The organism is Pseudomonas sp. 50_B, from assembly GCF_017491625.1.
Classification (GTDB): Bacteria; Pseudomonadota; Gammaproteobacteria; order Pseudomonadales; family Pseudomonadaceae; genus Aquipseudomonas; species Aquipseudomonas danubii.
Map to the genome: position 1 here is coordinate 67,565 of NZ_JAFGYX010000018.1, position 18,232 is coordinate 85,796.

Here is an 18,232-nt window from a genome sequence, read left to right on the forward strand (position 1 = left end):
CGAACACTGCCAGCCTATCCGGGGGAATTCCCGCATGCTCGACGCCATTCGTTGGGACACAGATCTGATCCGCCGCTATGACCTGGCGGGACCACGCTACACCTCATACCCGACCGCGGTGCAATTCAACAGCCAGGTCGGCGCCTTCGATCTGCTGCACGCCCTGCGCGACAGCCGCAAGGCCCAGCGCCCGTTGTCGTTGTACGTACACATCCCGTTCTGCGCCAACATCTGCTACTACTGCGCCTGCAACAAGGTCATCACCAAGGATCGCAGCCGCGCCCTGCCCTACCTGCAACGCCTGGAACAGGAGATGCAACTGATCGCCTGCCACCTGGCGCCCAACCAGCGGGTCGAGCAGTTGCACTTCGGCGGCGGCACCCCGACCTTTCTCAATCACGATGAGCTGCGCCAACTGATGGCGCTGCTGCGCAAGCACTTCAACCTGCTGGACGATGATTCCGGGGATTACGGTATCGAGATCGACCCCCGGGAAGCCGACTGGTCCACCATGGGCCTGCTCCGGGAGCTGGGCTTCAATCGGGTCAGCATTGGCCTGCAGGATCTGGACCCGGCGGTACAACGGGCGGTCAATCGCCTGCAGAGCCTGGAGGAAACCCGGGCCGTGATCGAAGCGGCCCGTACCCTGCAATTTCGCTCCATCAACATCGACCTGATCTACGGCCTGCCCAAGCAGACACCAGAGCACTTCGCCCGCACCGTGGAAGAAGTGATCAGCCTGCAACCGGATCGCCTCTCAGTCTTCAACTATGCCCATCTGCCCGAGCGCTTCATGCCGCAACGGCGGATCAATGGCAATGAGCTGCCGGCTCCGGCAGAGAAACTGGAAATGCTGCAACGCACCATCGAGCAATTGACCGCAGCTGGTTATCGCTACATCGGCATGGACCATTTCGCCCTGCCCGATGACGAGTTGGCAATCGCCCAGGAGGAGTCGACCCTGCAACGCAACTTCCAGGGTTACACCACACATGGTCATTGCGACTTGATTGGGCTGGGAGTATCGGCCATCAGTCAGATCGGGGATCTCTACTGCCAGAACAGCAGTGACTTGACCCAGTATCAAAATGCTTTGGCGGGTGCACAACTGGCCACTAGTCGTGGCTTGGTATGCAACACCGACGACCGTCTGCGCCGCGAAGTTATTCAACAACTGATCTGCAACTTTAGTCTTAAGTTCGAAGATATAGAAAAAGCATTCAATATCGACTTTCGTGGCTACTTCAACGAACTATGGCCGGATCTGCAGGAGATGGCCGAAGATGGCCTGATTCAACTCAGCGCCGAGGCGATTATCGTACTTCCAGCAGGACGCCTGTTGGTGCGCTCGGTGTGCATGATCTTCGATGCATACCTGGGCCAACAGAATCGCCAGCGTTTTTCCCGGGTGATCTAGGACTTCATGATCAGGGAAGCGGCCTTCATCACCTGCTCGGGGCTCAGACCTGCCTCTTTCATCGCCTTGGCCAGGGAGGCATTGGCGGTCAGCAAACCGCTGTTCAGGCTCGCCAGGGCAGACTGCAAGCTGGCAACCTTCGCCTTGGCCTCTTCAGGGCTCAGGTGTTTGTCGGCCATGACTGCCTGAAGCCGGGCAAGCTTTTCGGCAATCTGTTGTTGCAATTTTCTGATCATTTTGAGGAGTTGTTGAATATTTTCGGGCAGGCCGCTTTCCTCGATGTCACGGTCATCGCCCGCAGCACTGGAGGATTTCTGCAATCCAACGCCCGACAGCGACACTTTGACGCCCTCTCCGATCACCGATTCAGCAACTAATGGAGAGTTCCTTAGTTCATCGTCATCACTGCCTTTCGAGGTCTCTGAAAGTAGCTGCAAGTTGTTGCTGCCATTAGTAATACCGCCAACAGAGGACATAGTTTCAGCTCTCCAAGTTAACTTTGTTAACTGGTTATCGACTCATAAAAGGAATGCTTTACGACTAACAATCAATACGGCACGGACTGGCCGGAACCTCCTCCCGTGAGTTACCCTTACGGCTTATGTGTGTTTTCCCACAAGGATTCTAGAATGTCCGAGCCAGTTAAACTGCGCGCTCATAACCAGGCCCATTGCAAGGATTGCAGCCTGGCCCCTCTGTGCCTGCCACTTTCCTTGAATTTGGAAGACATGGACGCGCTGGACGAAATCGTCAAACGTGGCCGCCCATTGAAAAAAGGCGAATTCCTGTTCCGTCAGGGTGACGGCTTCGACTCGGTGTATGCCGTGCGTTCAGGTGCCCTGAAAACCTTCAGCCTCAGTGACGGCGGCGAAGAACAGATCACCGGTTTCCACCTCCCCAGCGAGCTGGTGGGGCTGTCCGGCATGGATACCGAAAGCCATCCGGTTTCGGCACAAGCCCTGGAAACCACCTCGGTGTGCGAGATTCCCTTCGAACGCCTCGACGAACTGGCTCTGCAACTGCCGCAACTGCGCCGTCAGTTGATGCGGGTCATGAGCCGTGAAATCCGTGACGATCAGCAGATGATGCTGCTGCTGTCGAAAAAGACCGCAGACGAGCGCATCGCTACCTTCCTGGTCAACCTCTCCGCACGTTTCCGCGCACGAGGCTTCTCGGCCAACCAGTTCCGCTTGAGCATGTCGCGCAACGAAATTGGCAACTACCTGGGCCTGGCGGTGGAAACCGTATCCCGGGTGTTCACCCGTTTCCAACAGAACGAACTGATTGCCGCCGAAGGCAAGGAAGTGCACATCCTCGATCCGATCCAGCTCTGCGCCCTGGCCGGCGGCTCGGTAGACGGCTGAACCACAGCACTTGCGACTGAGCCAAGCCGCTCGGTCGCGGGTATACTGGCGCGGCCTATTTGCCCGCCAGGACACCTGAAGATGGCCTTCGATTCCTTCGACATCAAATCCCTGATCCGCCCTGTCATCGACTTCCCGAAACCGGGCGTGATCTTCCGCGACATTACCCCTCTGTTCCAGTCTCCCCGGGCCTTGCGCCTGGTAGCCGACAGTTTCGCCCAGCGTTATGTCGAAGAAGACTTCAGCCACATCGGTGCCATGGATGCCCGGGGCTTCCTGATCGGCTCGATCATTGCCTACCAACTGAATAAGCCGCTGATCCTGTTTCGCAAACAGGGCAAGCTGCCTGCGGACGTGCTCGCCGAGGGCTATCAGACCGAATACGGCGAAGCCTTTCTCGAAGTCCACGCCGACAGTCTGTGCGAAGGCGATTCGGTACTGATGTTCGATGACCTGATCGCCACCGGCGGCACCCTGATCGCCGCGGCCAATCTGGTACGGCGCATGGGGGCGAAGATCTACGAGGCCGCCGCCATCATCGACCTGCCGGAGCTGGGCGGCTCGCAGAAACTGGAAGACATGGGCATCCCAACCTTCTGCCTGACGCAGTTCTCGCTGACTGAGCGCTAGGATCTACCCGCGTATTCACCAGCAAGCAGGTTTCTACAGACCCATCTGCTTGCTGATGATTTCGTTCATCACCTCGCGAGTGCCGCCGCCGATCGAGAGAATACGGTTGTCGCGATACAGGCGCTCCACCAGGCTCTCGCGCATATAGCCCATGCCACCGAGTATCTGCACCGCATCATGGGTAATACGGTCGGCGGTATCGGTGGCAACGTTCTTGGCCATGGAGATTTCCTTGATCACACTCTTGCCGGCGGCCATCTTCGCCGCCTGGCGATAGGTGAACTCCCGCGAGACTTCCAGAGCCGTAGCCATCTCCGCCAGACGATGCTTGAGCACCTGGAACTTGCCGATGGGCTTGCCGAACGCCTCGCGCTCGCGAGCCCACTTCAGGCTTGCCTCCAGGGCCATCTGCGCCGTCATGTTGGCCATCAGCGCCAGGGCCAGGCGTTCGCTCTGGAAATTGCCCATGATGCAGGCAAAGCCCATGTTCTCGGCACCGATCAGGTTGCCCACCGGTATCCGGCAATCGTCAAAGAACAGTTCGGCAGTGTCCGAGGCCCACCAGCCCATCTTTTTCAGCTGTCGCCCCACGGTGAAGCCCGGCGTGCCCTTTTCGATCAGCAGCAAGCTGATGCCGCCGTAACCGGGCTCACCGGTACGCACCGCAACGGTGTAGAAATCGGCGCGTACGCCGCTGGTGATAAAGGTCTTGCTGCCACTGACCCGATAATGATCGCCATCACGCACGGCGCGAGTTTGCAGGTTGGCCACGTCAGAGCCGCCGCTGGGCTCCGTCACCGCCAGAGCGCAAATTTTCTCGCCGCACAGCACTTGGGGTGCCACTCGGTCCCGCACTTCGGGTCGAGCCCATTTGACGATGGGCGGCAGGCCGATATCCAGGGAACCCAGCCCTGCCACCAGGCCGCCGGAACCGCTGCGCATCAGCTCTTCACTGGCGGCGATCTTGGCGAACAGGTCACCTTCGTGACTGCCCCCCAGGGCTTCGGGATAGCCGATCCCCAGAATCCCTGCCGCACCGGCCTTGAGATACAGCTCGCGGGGGAAGCTTTCAGCCTCCTCCCACTGATCGATCTCGGGGAGAATTTCCCGTTCGACGAAACGTCGCACGCTGTCACGGACCAACTGGTGGCTGGGGTCGAAGTATTCCTGGCAGGCAGACATCGGCAAGCTCCTCTGAAGGGTCGAGGGAACTTACCAAGCGCTTGCTTGGTTTTCAAGAAAATGTGTGGAGGGTTTTTCGCCGGCAAGCCGACTCCTACCGCGTTAAAGCGCTATGGGTTTGCGACCGGCGAAGGAATGGGCCAGGGTGCCGCCGTCCACCAGCTCCAGCTCGCCCCCCAGAGGCACGCCGTGGGCGATACGCGAAGTGATCAGGCCTTTGTTGGTCAGCAGTTGGGCGATGTAGTGCGCAGTAGCCTCGCCTTCCACGGTCGGGTTGGTGGCCAGGATCACTTCGCTGAAGCTCCCTTGCTCCTCGATCCGTGCCAGCAACTGCGGAATACCGATCGCTTCGGGCCCTAGACCGTCCAGCGGTGACAAGTGCCCCTTGAGCACGAAATATCGACCGCGATAGCCGGTCTGTTCCACCGCGTACACATCCATCGGTCCTTCCACCACGCAGAGCAAGCTGTCGTCGCGACGCGGGTCGGCACACTGCGGGCACAGCTCGTCTTCAGTCAGTGTCCGGCATTGACGGCAATGCCCCACCCCTTCCATGGCCTGGCTCAAGGCCTGGGCCAGGCGCAAACCACCACTGCGATCACGTTCAAGCAGCTGCAAGGCCATGCGCTGGGCGGTTTTCTGACCCACGCCCGGCAAGGTGCGCAGGGCATCGATCAGTTGGCGAATCAGGGGGCTGAAGCTCATGGGCAAAGGTCCGACAAAACGACGAGACGCGGTTTATACCCGCGCCTCAGGGTAGCGTCAAATACTCGCGTGCGCGGCAACCTTGACCACCAGCTTGCCGAAGTTGCGCCCCTCCAGCAGGCCGATGAAGGCTTCAGGCGCCTGCTCCAGGCCTTCGACCACATCTTCCTTGAACTTGACCTTGCCTTCGCGCACCCAGGGCGCCATGGCCTTGATGAATTCTGGATGCCGGTCACCATAGTCGTCGAAGACGATAAAGCCCTGGATCCGCACCCGCTTGGTCAACAAGGCGCGCTGCAACAGCGGCAGACGGTCCGGGCCTGGCGGCAGTTCCTGAGCATTGTACTGGGCGATCAACCCGCACAGGGGAATGCGCGCCTTGGGATTGAGCAAGGGCAGCACGGCATCGAACACCTTGCCACCGACGTTCTCGAAATAGATGTCCACGCCCTTGCAGCAGGCCTGGGCCAGCTCAGCGGCAAAATCGACGCTCTTGTGATCGATGCAGGCGTCGAAACCCAGTTCCTCGACCACGTAGCGGCACTTGTCCGCGCCACCGGCCACACCCACCACCCGCAGCCCCTTGAGTTTGGCCACCTGCCCTACCACCGAGCCCACAGCGCCGGACGCCGCAGCCACCACCAGGGTTTCCCCGGCCTTGGGCTGACCGATGTCCATCAGCCCCATGTAGGCAGTCATCCCGGGCATACCCAGCACGCCCAAGGCCATGGAGGGGCTGGGCAGGCCGGAAGGCACCGGAATCAGGTTACGACCATCACTGATGCAGTGGCTCTGCCAGCCAGTGGCCCCCACGACCAGATCGCCTTCCTGGAACTTTGGATTCAGCGAACGCTCGACCCGACTCACCGCGCCACCGGTCATGACTTCATTGATTTCCACCGGTGCGGCGTAGGACGGCGCGTCACTCATGCGGCCGCGCATGTAGGGGTCCAGGGACAGGTAGAGGGTCTGCAGCAGGACTTGGCCGTCCGCCAGCTCCGGCAAGGCGACCCGCTCCAGACGGAAGTTCTCAGGGACCGGTGCACCCTGGGGACGAGAGACCAGCACCACACGCTGGTTGAGGGTCAATGTTTGCGACATCACAGACACTCCTGTATCGAGGATTGGATAGGACTGTATAGGGTGCAGACCCCGCGAGGGCCGTGGCGTTCGATGTTTCTACAGACAGATCGGCGGCGGCCTTCGCCCGCAATCCAGCTCCCACGAACAGTGCAGTGCTTATCGACAGGATAAAAAAAGCCAGGCTCAAGGCCTGGCTTTTTGCGTCCATCCGAAGCGCCTGGGCGACTCAGAACGGCAGCTTCATGCCTGGAGGCAGTTGCATGCCGGCAGTCATGCCGGACATTTTTTCCTGGCTGTTGGACTCGATCTTGCGCACGGCATCATTGACCGCAGCGGCAAACAGGTCTTCCAGCACTTCACGGTCATCTTCGCTGACGCCTTCCAGCAGGCTCGGGTCGATGCTCACACGCTTGATGTCGTGACGACCGGTCATGACCACAGTGACCATGTCGCCGCCAGCCTTGCCGGTGACTTCAGCGTTGGCCAGTTCTTCCTGCATCTTGGCCATTTTTTCTTGCATTTGCTGTGCCTGCTTCATCAGGCCGGCCATGCCACCTTTCATCATGGGAATTACCTCAAAGTACGGGGATTGAAACAGCGCCCGACCCAGGGTCCGGCGCCCTTTAAGTGATCAACCCTGAGCGGCCAGGGCCTCGACAGGTTCAATAGTATCCTGGCGCACCACGGCGCCGAACTCCTGGACCATCTGCTGGATGAACGGATCGCCGTGGATCGAGTCCTCCGCCTCGCGCTGACGGTCGGCCCGACGCCTCGAAGCCGCCTGGGCCGGGGTTTCCTGCTCGGGCTTGATCAGCTCGATGGTCAGGGTCAGGGTACGTCCGTGGTGCTGGTTCAGCGCGTCATTGAGCCGGCGCTGCTGAGTGGCGTTGAACAGTGCGCTGTGGGCCGGGTCCAGGTGCAACAGCCAGTTGTCGCCCTCTACGGCCATCAGGGTGCAGTTGGCGGCGATGCTGCCGGTCATGCCGGAAATCGGCAGTTTCGGGAACAGTTGCAGCCACTCCAAGGCCAGGCCGGTGGCCGGCTTGGCAGCAGGTTCGGGCTCGGGCTCCGGGGCCGGATCGGCGGCGTGCTCGCTGGCCAACTCGTCCAGGTAGCTGTAGGCCGAATCCATGTCCGGCTCGATGTAGTCCTCGTCCAGGGGCGGCTCGTCGTCCAGATCAATGCCCGGGGTGGCAGCGTCGACCTCGGCCACGCTCGGCTCGGGCACCGGCGCACTGACCCACTCCGGCGCATCCGGCACCACGCTGTCAGGCGTTGGAGTTGGCATTGGCGTCAGTTCGGGCTGTTCGGCCACCACTTCCAGCACCGGTTCAACAGCTGGTTGCTGCTCGATCTGCGGCACTACCGGATCGTTCCAAGGCAGGTCGACCACCTCATCGGCGGCCACAGGCTCAGGCTCGACGTCAACCGCTTCGACGGCAACCGCTTCGGCAACCGGCGGCGCGACAGGTACAGGCGCGACCGGCGGAGCTGGAATCGGAGCCGGAGCGGCAGCCGATGCGACCGGCGCGCTGGCAATAGGAGTAACGGGAGCCACAGGCACAGCAGGTGCTGGTACCGCCACGGCTTGGGCGGAATCAACTGTGGCCTGGCTGATCCCCACTGGCTTTAGCGGCTGTCTCGGTGCATCGGCGGTGTCCGCCGGGCGGAAGGCCAGCATCCGCAGCAAGACCATTTCGAACCCCCCTCGCGGGTCCGGCGCCAACGGCAGGTCGCGACGGCCGATCAGGCCCATCTGGTAATAGAACTGTACGTCTTCGGCCGGCAGCGCCTGGGCCAGAGCCAGTACCCGGTCACGATCGCCATGACCGTTGTCGACCCCTTCGGGCAACGCCTGGGCAATCGCTACCCGGTGCAGCACGTTGAGAATTTCCGAGAGCACGCCGTTCCAGTCCGGGCCCTGCTCCGCCAGATGGCGCACAGCTTCCAGCAACGCCTTGGCGTCACCATTGATCAGGGCATGGAGAACGTCATAGACCTGGCCGTGATCGAGGGTGCCGAGCATCGCTCGCACGTCGGCGGCCATGACCTTGCCTTCACCGAAGGCGATGGCCTGATCGGTCAGGCTCATGGCGTCACGCATCGAGCCGTCGGCGGCGCGGCCCAGCAGCCACAATGCGTCGTCTTCGAACGGCACGTTCTCTACACCCAGCACGTGGCTCAGGTGCTCGACCACCCGTTCGGGGGTCATGTTCTTCAGGGAGAACTGCAGGCAACGGGACAAAATGGTCGCCGGCAGCTTCTGCGGGTCGGTGGTTGCGAGGATGAACTTGACGTAGGGTGGCGGCTCTTCGAGGGTCTTGAGCAAGGCGTTGAACGAGTGACTGGAAAGCATGTGCACTTCGTCGATCAGGTAGACCTTGAAGCGCCCGCGGCTCGGCGCGTATTGCACGTTATCCAGCAGTTCACGAGTGTCCTCGACCTTGGTCCGGCTCGCGGCGTCGATCTCGATCAGGTCGACGAAGCGTCCTTCGTCGATCTCGCAGCACACCGAACAGGTGCCGCACGGCGTGGAAGTGATGCCTGTTTCACAATTCAGACATTTGGCAATGATCCGCGCGATGGTGGTCTTGCCCACCCCGCGGGTGCCGGTAAACAGATAGGCGTGGTGCAGCCGCTGGCTGTCCAAGGCATTGATCAGAGCCTTGAGCACATGGGTCTGGCCGACCATTTCGCGGAACGAGCGCGGACGCCATTTACGTGCAAGAACCTGATAACTCATCGAAAACCGTCGCAACTGGAAAGCGGAAGCCGGTAATGCTAGCGGAGCAAGGGCGAAATTGCATCCGGCGCGCTCGTCTAATCTGTCTAAGCTGCATTTCGCAAAGGATTGCTCGGTCGTTGGAACCGTGGGAGACCGTATGCATTTGACCTGGGGCGCCCTGCTACTCTTGAGCACCAGCCTGGAAGCCGCCGAAGCGCCTTTACGCTTTGTCATCGCCGACAGTTGGGCCATGCCGACCATCGAGGTCGATGGCGAGCAACCCACCGCCGGCATCCTTTACGACACCATGAACAGCCTCGCCCGGCATATGGGCACCCGTGCCGAGTTCCACGTCCTGGCTCGCGCCCGGGTGCAGAACGCCATGGCCCAGGGCGAAGTCGACGTGCGCTGCTTTGCCGCACAAGCCTGGCTGCCGAACCTGTCCGGGGATTACCTGTGGAGCGTGCCGCTGTTCGTGCAACGTAACCTGCTGGTCAGTAACCGCTACCATCATGAGCAGATCAACCCGCAGCAGTTACCCACTCAGCACATCGGCACCGTACTGAGCTACACCTACACCTCGCTGCAACCTCTGTTCGAGAGCGCCCAGCTGATTCGTGACGATGCCCGCAACGAGGAGCAAGTCCTGCAAAAGCTCCAGGTAGGACGCTACCAGTACGCTATCGCCAGCCAGTGGACCCTGGACTGGTTCAACAAGACCCAGTCCTCCGGCAACCCCTTGCACCGCGTCGCGCTGCTGCAGGAGCAAGCAGTGGGCTGCTACGTGCGCAATGACCCGGCAGTGCCGGCCCAGCGAATTCTGCGGACCCTGCTGAAGATGAAGATGTCCGGCGAGATCGAGGCCATCGTCCAGCGCTACGTCGACCCGCAGACCGGCGCTCAGGCCTCCGACACCGTGTCGCCCTGAAGCGTGCCGCACCGCCACGACAGCGGCGGCTCGAAGTTGCTTACCCACTCCAGCACGGCGTCAGCGGGCATGGGCGCAGCAATGAACTCACCCTGAGCCACCTCACATCCGAGGGCCATCAATCGCTCACCATGGGCCAGGCTTTCCAGGCCCTCGGCCACAACTTGGCGGCCAAACGCCCGGGCCAGTCCGACCAGAGCCTGAATCAGGGCCTGGTCATCCTGGTCGTGAAGCATGTCGCGGACAAACAATCGATCGATCTTGATGGTCTGGGTACGCAGACGTTTGAGGTAGCTCAGGGACGAATGCCCAGTACCGAAGTCCCCCAGGGAAAACTGCACACCAAAGCCCTGGCAGGCATCGAGGCAATCGCTGACTCGCTGGATATTGTCGATGGCCACCGACTCGACGATCTCCAGATCCAGCAAGACGGGTGACACATCCGGGTAGCGATCGAGCATCCCCTTGAGCCGCTCGACAAAATCCGTGCGCTGGAAATGCCGGGCCGCGACGTTCAGGCTCACCGGCCAGACATGGCCTGCCGCCTGCCAGCGTTGCAACTGACTCATCACCTGATCCATGACCCACTCGCCGATATCGACGATGAGGTCGGTCTCTTCCACCTGAGGCAGGAAATCCTGGGAACCCAGCATCCCGCGCTGCGGGTGCTGCCAGCGCAACATGGCTTCAAACCCCACCACCGCGCCGCTGCGCATGTTGACCTTGGGCTGGAAATACAGCTGCAGCTCGCCGCTGTTCAGCGCCTGGCGCACGTGCTCCACCGTCTGGTAGGTGACCATCACTTCACGATCACGCAGGACATCGAACAGGTGGAAGCGATTGCGTCCGCTTTGCTTGGCCACGTACATCGCCTGGTCGGCGTGGCGCAGCAAGGTATCGGCATCATGGTTGTCGGTGGGAAACAGGGTCACCCCAATGCTGGCAAACACATTGATGTCCTTGCCCTGGATCGAATACGGCTGGGAAATGGTCGCCAACACCCGCTGCAGTGCCGCCCGCAGCTCCAGCATGTCCCTGACGTAACGCAGGATCAGCACGAACTCGTCTCCGGCCAGGCGTGCCACCACATCTTCACCCCTGATGATCGAACGCAGGCGCGCAGCCACTTCCACCAGCAGCAGGTCACCACAGGCGTGACCGTAGCCATCATTGACCGCCTTGAAACCGTCCAGATCGAGCATGCATACCGCCAGGGGAATATTCTCCTGGCGGGAGAAGTCCAGCGCCTGGTGCAACAGGTCGGAAAGGAAGGCCCGATTGGGCAGACCAGTGAGCACGTCATGCCCAACCCGCCATTGCAGCGAATGCAGCAACTGACGCTTCTCGCTGACATCGAAGCGGATCGATACATAGCGCATCACCTTGCCGGAGCGCTGATCCACCAGGGGCACCATGGTGCTGTCGACCCAGTACAGGCTGCCGTCCTTGGCACGGTTGCAGATCTCACCTTTCCACACCCGCCCCTGGATGATGGTCTGCCACAGCTCGGTAAAGAACTCCGGTGGATGCAGCCCCGAACTGAGCATCCGGTGATTGGCTCCGATCAGCTCTTCACGGCTGTAGCCCGAGATCTGGCAGAACAGGTCGTTGACATAGGTGATGCAACCGCCGAGATCTGTCTCGGAGAAGATGGCGGCGGCATCGACGGCCCTGCGGTATTTCTCATCCATGAGTCGAACTCACTGTCGCTAGCGGTTGAACCGCTCGACCAAGGCACGCAGCCCGGAAGAGATGTTTTCCAGCTCCGCGCCGCGAACGACTCCGGCACTGGCATTCTCGGCAGTGCGCTGCACCGTGGCGGCGACACTGTTGATCTGTTCGGAAACCGATTCCGCTACATGGGACTGCTCCTGGGACGCCGCAGCCATCTGCTGACTCATGTCGGTGATACGCTCCACCGCCGCGCCTATGCCCTGCAAGGCTTGCTGCGCCTGCAAGACCTGCTGCACCCCTTGCTCGGCTTCCTCGATGCCCAGGCTGGCGATCTGCACCGCCTCATCGGCACCGGCCCGCAGGCTCTGGATGATGCCCTGGATCTGCTGGGTGGACTCACGAGTCTTACCGGCCAGGGCGCGCACCTCATCGGCCACCACGGCAAACCCGCGCCCCTGCTCTCCGGCCCGAGCGGCTTCGATGGCTGCGTTCAAGGCCAGCAGGTTGGTCTGGTCGGCAATCGCCTGGATCATGCTCGCCGCCACCATGATGTCCTGGGTCTGCCCGGCCAGGTCACCCACCGCCTGATTGATCTGGGTAACAGTGCGGGCCAGCAACTGGATGGCGTCACGGGAAGTGCCCGCCACCTGGCTGCCTTGCTGGGCCAGCAGGTTGGCAGTGTGAGCCTCACTGGCGGTGTGCTGTACGTGTTCGGCAACCTCGGTGATCGAAGCGGCCATCTGGGTCATGGCAGCGGCCGTCATGTCGGTCTCCGCTCGCTGCTCCAGCAGCGCCGACTCAGTGCGGCTGGACAACTGACTGGAGTCGGCCGCCGCCGTAGCCATCTGTCGAGCCAGGTCGCTGAGTCGGGTCAAGGCGGTTTTCAGCCGCGCCTCTTCACTGGCCAGGATCAGTTGCAACTGCGCCGCCGGTCCCAGCGCGTCGCTGTAAGCCAGGGCACAGATCGGATCGGCAAAGGTGTTTGGAGTGCTACGGACAATCTGCTTGAGCTGCTGCCCCAAACGGCGCTGGGCCATCAGCCCGACCCCCACGAATCCCGTGACCGTCAGCCCCTGGGCCAGCAGCGTCGGCAACCAGGTGAACGCCGCCAGGCAACCCACCGCCACCGCAACCGGCAACAGCAATGGCCTGGCTGCTGCCTCCAGGTGCCGCCAGGCCGAGACCGGTGCCTTGTCAGCACGCAATCGCGCATAGAGAATTTCAGCGCGGTTCACTTGCTCCCGGGTCGGCTTGACCCGCACCGACTCATACCCCACCAGTCGACCCTCTTCGAGGATGGGCGTGACATAGGCGCTGACCCAGTAGAAATTGCCGTTTTTGCAGCGGTTCTTCACCACGCCCATCCAGCTCTGCCCTGCCTTGAGATACCCCCACATCGACTCGAACACCGCCGCCGGCATATCCGGGTGACGCACCAGGTTATGGGTGCTGCCAATCAGCTCGGCCTGGCTGAAACCACTCATCGCGGCGAATTCGGCATTGCAGTAGGTGATGTGGCTGTTGGTATCGGTGGCGGATATGAGCCGCTGCTGGTCGGGAAAGGTCTGCTCAACAGAGGTGACCGGCAAATTGAGACGCACTTTAGAACTCCATAGACAGCCTGCGATCAACAGCACCGGGAAGCCGGCAACAGGTTGATTCGAAATGTACTTTCCTGGCGGTACGACTCAATCGAAAGGATCGCCCTGATTGCGGCCGTACAGCGGTTTGCGCGGCAGTTGACCGTCGATTCGACGAAGATCAACTAGGATCAGATAAGGCGTCAGGTGGGGGACGGCGGACGGTGCGTTGGCGGGATTTACGAGACGGTCGAGCCTCTGCCAAGTCCTCGGTTTAGGTGAACAAGGGAAATGCAATGATTTCTTGTTTCATAAACCTGCCCTCTGAAACTAGATCACCAAATACCTGTCCGAAGCGCCGATTCTACGAAATGCATCACATTTTGCAAAGCAAGGTGATGAATCATGGTGTTGTCTAATGCCAATATTTATCGTTAAGTTCTTGATTCTAAATGGGAATTGAGCGATGCAAATTTCAAGTTTGGGTGCAGCCATCAAGCGTTATCGAAAGGTAGCGGGGCTTACTCAGGCTGAACTAGGTGAAAAAACCGGTTTTGACCCAAAAACCATCAGCCGCTTCGAAACCGGCACCTACACCCCCAGCGTTGAAGCTCTATTTCTGCTAGCCGAAGTACTGGGAGTGAAGCTGAAAGCCTTCTTCGCCGATCTGGGCGACGAAGAGGAACAGCGGGCTTATTTGTTCGGTGTCATTCACAAAGCCACCCCGAAGGATCTGGGAAAGCTGATAGCAGCGGTAGACCAGGCCTTGTCCAAGCCTTGAGCCCCGCAACAAATCAACGAGAAGAGGCACGCTTATCACCCCTGATAAGTTGGCCTCTTTTTTAATCCACGACTCCTGACAGGAACTGACAGACCCAGCCCATAAGCTTGTGCCCACAGCACAGCCCAAAGGCCCCTGGAGTCGTCATGATCAATAACACCTACTTCCTGCTTTATGTGGACAGCCCGCCCCTCAGTGCAGAGTTCTACAGCCGCCTGCTGGACAAACAGCCGGTGGAATCATCCCCATCCTTCGCCCTGTTCATCCTCGACTCGGGGATCAAGCTCGGCCTCTGGTCCCGGCACACGGTTGAACCGAGCGCCCAATCAACCGGTGGTGGCGGCGAACTGGGCTGGGCCGTGGACAGTCGAGAAGCCGTGGACGAATTGCATCGCCGCTGGCAGGCGCTGGACATGACCATCGCCCAGCCCCCCACCCAGATGGACTTCGGCTACACCCTGCTCGCCCTTGATCCGGACGGACATCGCTTGCGCGTGCTCTATCTCACTGCCGACTGAATCCATGCCCCAACAGAGGCGCTATACCAGCGCCTTCCCCGCCAACGCTGAGAGATTACTAGAAACACCTCATTGAGCCCTCCAACACTCATCGCTATCCTCCCCTCCGACTTGTCACAATTTGTAAGGGAATACGATGAAGTACCTGCGCCTCCTCATGGTGATGGCCGTCCTCTGCGCCACGCCCCTCCCTGCCTTTGCCGCCGCGCCGAACGAGAACAAGGACGCCGAACCCCAGACCGCCGAACAGTTTCTCGCCTCGCTCTCCCCACGCCACGGCAACGTCAAGCTGCCCGGTGATATCGCCAGCCTCGACCTGAGCCAGGAGTTCTACTACCTCAACCCCAAGGACACCGAGAAGCTGCTGACCGAGGGCTGGGGCAACCCGCCCGGCTTCACCACCCTGGGCATGATCGTGCCCAGCGCAGTCAACCCACTGTCCGCCGAAGGCTGGGGCGTGATCATCAGCTACAAGAATGACGGCCACATTTCCGATGACGACGCGGCGAAAATCGATTATCAGGACCTGCTCAAGCAAATGCAGGAAGCGGACGAGGAAGACAATAAGCAACGCAAGGAACAGGGCTATGGCGCCATCCACTTGCTGGGCTGGGCCGAACAGCCAAGCTATGACGCGCAATCCCACAAGATGTACTGGGCCCGCGAACTCAAGGCTGAAGGCGCCCAGAGCCACACCCTGAACTACAGCATCCGGGTGCTGGGACGCGAAGGCGTGCTGGAACTCAACGCGGTCGCCTCCATGGACGACCTGGCAACTATCAAGCGCGAAATTCCCAAGGTACTGGCCTTCACCAACTTCACCGACGGCAACCGCTACGCCGACTACAACCCAAGCACCGACAAACTGGCGTCCTACGGCCTGGCCGCCCTGGTGGCCGGAGGCCTGGCCAGCAAGGCTGGCTTGTTCGCCAAGCTGGGGGTACTGCTCCTGGCCGGCAAGAAGTTCATTGTCATCGGCGTGCTCGCACTTGCCGCGTTCGCCGGCCGGCTGTTCAAGAAAAAAGGCTGACTGCAAGGTGCAACGCCTCCCGCATGATGAGGGGGCGTTGCAACTCATCAATCACCCTGTTTTACCTGCACATCTCGCTCCTTCGCCGGCAAGGCCCGCAGCCGCCAACGCCCTTCCAATTGCATGGCCATCACACTGCCCAGCACCACGGCCGCCCCCAGCACCACAGAAGATTGCACCCGCTCTCCCAGGACCATCGCAACCAGCAGCATCGCCACCGGCGGAATCAGATACATGGCGATCGATGCCCGACTGACCTCCACCCGCTCCAATACGTAAGCCCAGGCCAGATAGGCCAAAGCACTGGGAAACAACCCCAGCAACAGCACCGCCAGATTTACCCGCCACGACGCCTGTGCCACCGCCTCGGGCAACCCGGGTGCGTACACCGACAACAGCAACGTGCCGCCCCAAACCATGTAGCACACCGTGGTCAACACGCCATAGTGCCCGGAAAAGCGCCGCTGCAAAACGAAGTACAACCCCCAGGAAAAAGCCGCCAACAACACCAGCAATCCGCGCGGTTCGACCGAGCCCAGCCCCTTGTCGGCCGCCACCACCAGCACCGCTCCAAGCAAACCCACCCCCACGCAGCCCCAGCGCCAACCACTGACCGGCTCCTTGAGCCAGAAGAAGGCGATCAGCGTGCTGAAGATCGGTGCCGACTGCGCCAGCACGCTCGACGCGCCGGCACTCAAGCCCTGCTGACCATAATTGAGGCTGACGTGATGCAGGGTGATAGCAAAAAAACCCAGCACCAGCAGCCAAGGCAGATCACGCCAGCGCGGCAGGGATATTTTCAACGCCACTGCCATTGCCGCCATGAACAGCGAAGCGATCAGGAAGCGCAGCAGCGCCAGATGCCCCGGACTGTAGCCCTCAAGGCCAATATGGATACCCACCGGTGAATAGGCCCAGCACAGAATGACCGCAGCGGTAGCCAGCAATGACTTGAACCCAGGTAAGCGCTTCACGGCACAGGCATCCAGACAATAAGAAGAAACGCAGTCTCTCGCCCCCCATAACTCACCACAACTAACCGATACTAACGCCACCCATCACTGGAAATGAGCAATGGAACTGACCCAATTGAAGATGGTGAAAGCCGTGGCCCGCTCCGGCAGCATTGCCCGCGCAGCCGAGCAATTGCATTGCGTGCCCTCCAACATCACCAACCGCCTCAAGCAGCTGGAGAACGAGCTCGGGACCCCGCTGTTCACCCGGGTCGGGCGCGGCCTGAAGATCAGCCCGGCCGGGGAAATATTCCTCGGCTACAGCGAGCGAATCCTGGCTCTGGTCGACGAAGCCAAACGCGCCGTGGACAGCCAGGCGGAGCCCAGCGGATTGCTGCGCCTGGGCTCGATCGAGTCCTGCGCTGGCGGCCGCCTGCCACCGCTGCTGGCGCAATACCACCGACGCTACCCCAAAGTGAACGTGGAACTGGTAACCGGCACCTGGTCGCAACTCTTTGAAGAACTGCAACACCAGCGTATCGACGGCGCCCTGGTGGCCATCGATACCTTGCCGCCCAAGCTTCAGCAAACCGTGCTCTACCACGAGCCACTGGTGCTGATCTCCAGCGCAGGCACCGCCGCCATCCGCAGCGCCAGCGATTTGCAGGGGCAGAATCTGTTCATGTGGCCACCGGGCTGCCCCTATCGCCGCGCCCTGGAAACCTGGCTCGCCAGGCACGGCCTGAACCTGCCCATTACTGGGTATGCCAGCTGGGGCACCATTATCGGCTGCGTCAGTGTCGGTGCCGGCGTCTCGCTGATACCGGAAGGCGTGCTGGAGCGCTATTCGCAATCGGCGACCCTGAACGTGCAGCGTTTCAGCGACCTGCTGCCGGTGGACAACCGCTTTGTCTGGCACCAGGACGTGCAGCGCCACAGCGCACGGGATGCGTTTGCCCAGTTGTTGCGGGAACAGCTGGGAGCATGACGCCCTTTCCCGGCAAGCCGGCGAGCGTTTCGGCACAATGCACGAGCGCCCCGGCACAACAACGGACTCAGCCGGCCAATAGACTCGTCTTTCATCACCAACACCCAGACGAGCCCCTCATGAAAAACCGACTTTTACTCAGCGTGCTTTCCTTGGGTCTGAGCCTTGGCGCCCACGCCGCCGAGTTCAGCATCAGCAGCCACGACATCAGCGACGGCCACCCCTTGAGCCCTCGTGAAGTGTTCCAGGGCTTTGGCTGCGAAGGCGGCAACACCTCTCCCGAACTGTCCTGGAAGAATGCCCCACCGGGTACTAAAAGCTTTGCCATCACTGTTTATGATCCGGACGCCCCCACCGGCAGCGGCTGGTGGCACTGGACCCTGGTCAACCTCCCGACTTCCACCCAGCAATTGCCCAGGGGCGCCGGTAGCGCCAACGGCGAGCAACTGCCGCCCGGCGCCATTCAGGGGCGTACCGATTACGGCCAACCCGGCTTTGGCGGCGCCTGCCCGCCAGTGGGCGATAAACCGCATCGCTATCAATTCACCGTCTGGGCATTGAAGGTGGATAAACTGCCCCTCGATGCCCAGGCCAGCGGTGCATTGGTGGGCTACATGCTCAACGCCAACGCCTTGGCCAAGACCACACTGACCGCTACTTACGGACGCTAGTAA

At 60.9% G+C, this 18,232-nt stretch carries 18 protein-coding genes; 9 read left to right on the forward strand and 9 right to left on the reverse strand.

The genetic code is table 11. The features are described from left to right. Nucleotides 1-34: 34 nt before the first annotated feature. Nucleotides 35-1,417, forward strand: coding sequence for an oxygen-independent coproporphyrinogen III oxidase (hemN, locus tag J5M73_RS22915; RefSeq protein ID WP_102863805.1), 1,383 nt, complete (start codon nucleotides 35-37; stop codon nucleotides 1,415-1,417). Here hemN and J5M73_RS22920 read toward each other — a convergent pair. Continuing rightward, nucleotides 1,414-1,893 carry a hypothetical protein gene (locus J5M73_RS22920; protein ID WP_102863806.1) on the reverse strand — a complete coding sequence of 160 codons (480 nt, stop codon included), beginning with the start codon at nucleotides 1,891-1,893 and terminating at the stop codon, nucleotides 1,414-1,416. The two genes, hemN and J5M73_RS22920, sit on opposite strands and share 4 nt — an antisense overlap. Before the next feature lie 153 nt (nucleotides 1,894-2,046). On the opposite strand from J5M73_RS22920, the gene fnr reads away from it, so the two are divergent. Together fnr and J5M73_RS22930 are read left to right on the forward strand one after the other, a co-directional pair. Beyond that, nucleotides 2,047-2,781, forward strand: coding sequence for a fumarate/nitrate reduction transcriptional regulator Fnr (gene fnr, locus J5M73_RS22925; RefSeq protein ID WP_102863807.1), 735 nt, complete (start codon nucleotides 2,047-2,049; stop codon nucleotides 2,779-2,781). A gap of 81 nt (nucleotides 2,782-2,862) precedes the next feature. Further along, a complete protein-coding gene (locus J5M73_RS22930; protein WP_102863808.1) occupies nucleotides 2,863-3,411 on the forward strand; it encodes an adenine phosphoribosyltransferase in 549 nt (182 codons plus the stop codon). 33 nt (nucleotides 3,412-3,444) lie between these two features. Here the strand turns inward: J5M73_RS22930 and J5M73_RS22935 are convergent, their stop codons facing one another. From J5M73_RS22935 to dnaX, 5 genes are all read right to left on the reverse strand, one after another. Continuing rightward, nucleotides 3,445-4,593 carry an acyl-CoA dehydrogenase family protein gene (locus tag J5M73_RS22935; protein WP_102863809.1) on the reverse strand — a complete coding sequence of 383 codons (1,149 nt, stop codon included), beginning with the start codon at nucleotides 4,591-4,593 and terminating at the stop codon, nucleotides 3,445-3,447. A gap of 102 nt (nucleotides 4,594-4,695) precedes the next feature. Beyond that, nucleotides 4,696-5,298, reverse strand: a complete 603-nt coding sequence (recR, locus tag J5M73_RS22940; protein WP_102863810.1) for a recombination mediator RecR — start codon at nucleotides 5,296-5,298, stop codon at nucleotides 4,696-4,698. 57 nt (nucleotides 5,299-5,355) lie between these two features. Continuing rightward, nucleotides 5,356-6,399 (reverse strand): NADP-dependent oxidoreductase, encoded by a 1,044-nt coding sequence (locus tag J5M73_RS22945; protein ID WP_102863811.1) that lies wholly within the window; start codon nucleotides 6,397-6,399, stop codon nucleotides 5,356-5,358. 208 nt (nucleotides 6,400-6,607) lie between these two features. After that, a complete protein-coding gene (locus tag J5M73_RS22950) occupies nucleotides 6,608-6,946 on the reverse strand; it encodes a YbaB/EbfC family nucleoid-associated protein (protein ID WP_015634779.1) in 339 nt (112 codons plus the stop codon). Between the two features lie 66 nt (nucleotides 6,947-7,012). Continuing rightward, nucleotides 7,013-9,124, reverse strand: a complete 2,112-nt coding sequence (dnaX, locus tag J5M73_RS22955; protein WP_102863812.1) for a DNA polymerase III subunit gamma/tau — start codon at nucleotides 9,122-9,124, stop codon at nucleotides 7,013-7,015. A gap of 139 nt (nucleotides 9,125-9,263) precedes the next feature. Here dnaX and J5M73_RS22960 point away from each other — a divergent pair, with 139 nt between their 5' ends. Further along, entirely contained in the window at nucleotides 9,264-10,034 is a 771-nt protein-coding gene (locus tag J5M73_RS22960; RefSeq protein WP_207816207.1) for a transporter substrate-binding domain-containing protein, read from the forward strand. On the opposite strand, the gene J5M73_RS22965 is transcribed toward J5M73_RS22960, so the two are convergent. Both J5M73_RS22965 and J5M73_RS22970 read right to left on the reverse strand, forming a co-directional pair. Further along, complete coding sequence (locus J5M73_RS22965; protein ID WP_102863814.1) at nucleotides 10,007-11,725, reverse strand: EAL domain-containing protein; 1,719 nt, start codon at nucleotides 11,723-11,725, stop codon at nucleotides 10,007-10,009. The genes J5M73_RS22960 and J5M73_RS22965 overlap by 28 nt on opposite strands. Nucleotides 11,726-11,743: 18 nt before the next feature. Continuing rightward, on the reverse strand, nucleotides 11,744-13,309 hold the full coding sequence (locus J5M73_RS22970) for a PAS domain-containing methyl-accepting chemotaxis protein (RefSeq protein WP_102863815.1): 1,566 nt from the start codon (nucleotides 13,307-13,309) through the stop codon (nucleotides 11,744-11,746). 445 nt (nucleotides 13,310-13,754) lie between these two features. On the opposite strand from J5M73_RS22970, the gene J5M73_RS22975 reads away from it, so the two are divergent. The 3 genes from J5M73_RS22975 (at nucleotide 13,755) to J5M73_RS22985 (ending at nucleotide 15,617) form a co-directional block, all read left to right on the forward strand. Continuing rightward, on the forward strand, nucleotides 13,755-14,069 hold the full coding sequence (locus J5M73_RS22975; RefSeq protein WP_011060220.1) for a helix-turn-helix transcriptional regulator: 315 nt from the start codon (nucleotides 13,755-13,757) through the stop codon (nucleotides 14,067-14,069). Nucleotides 14,070-14,215: 146 nt separating this feature from the next. Continuing rightward, complete coding sequence (locus J5M73_RS22980; RefSeq protein WP_115581948.1) at nucleotides 14,216-14,587, forward strand: VOC family protein; 372 nt, start codon at nucleotides 14,216-14,218, stop codon at nucleotides 14,585-14,587. A gap of 136 nt (nucleotides 14,588-14,723) precedes the next feature. Further along, nucleotides 14,724-15,617, forward strand: a complete 894-nt coding sequence (locus J5M73_RS22985; protein ID WP_207816208.1) for a DUF2167 domain-containing protein — start codon at nucleotides 14,724-14,726, stop codon at nucleotides 15,615-15,617. 47 nt (nucleotides 15,618-15,664) lie between these two features. Here the strand turns inward: J5M73_RS22985 and J5M73_RS22990 are convergent, their stop codons facing one another. Further along, nucleotides 15,665-16,591, reverse strand: coding sequence for a DMT family transporter (locus J5M73_RS22990; protein ID WP_207816209.1), 927 nt, complete (start codon nucleotides 16,589-16,591; stop codon nucleotides 15,665-15,667). A 100-nt stretch (nucleotides 16,592-16,691) separates the two neighbouring features. Between J5M73_RS22990 and J5M73_RS22995 the strand changes: the two genes are divergently transcribed. Beyond that, nucleotides 16,692-17,558 (forward strand): LysR family transcriptional regulator, encoded by an 867-nt coding sequence (locus J5M73_RS22995; RefSeq protein ID WP_207816210.1) that lies wholly within the window; start codon nucleotides 16,692-16,694, stop codon nucleotides 17,556-17,558. A gap of 119 nt (nucleotides 17,559-17,677) precedes the next feature. After that, a complete protein-coding gene (locus J5M73_RS23000; RefSeq protein WP_102863820.1) occupies nucleotides 17,678-18,229 on the forward strand; it encodes a kinase inhibitor in 552 nt (183 codons plus the stop codon). The last annotated feature ends 3 nt before the right edge of the window (nucleotides 18,230-18,232 follow it).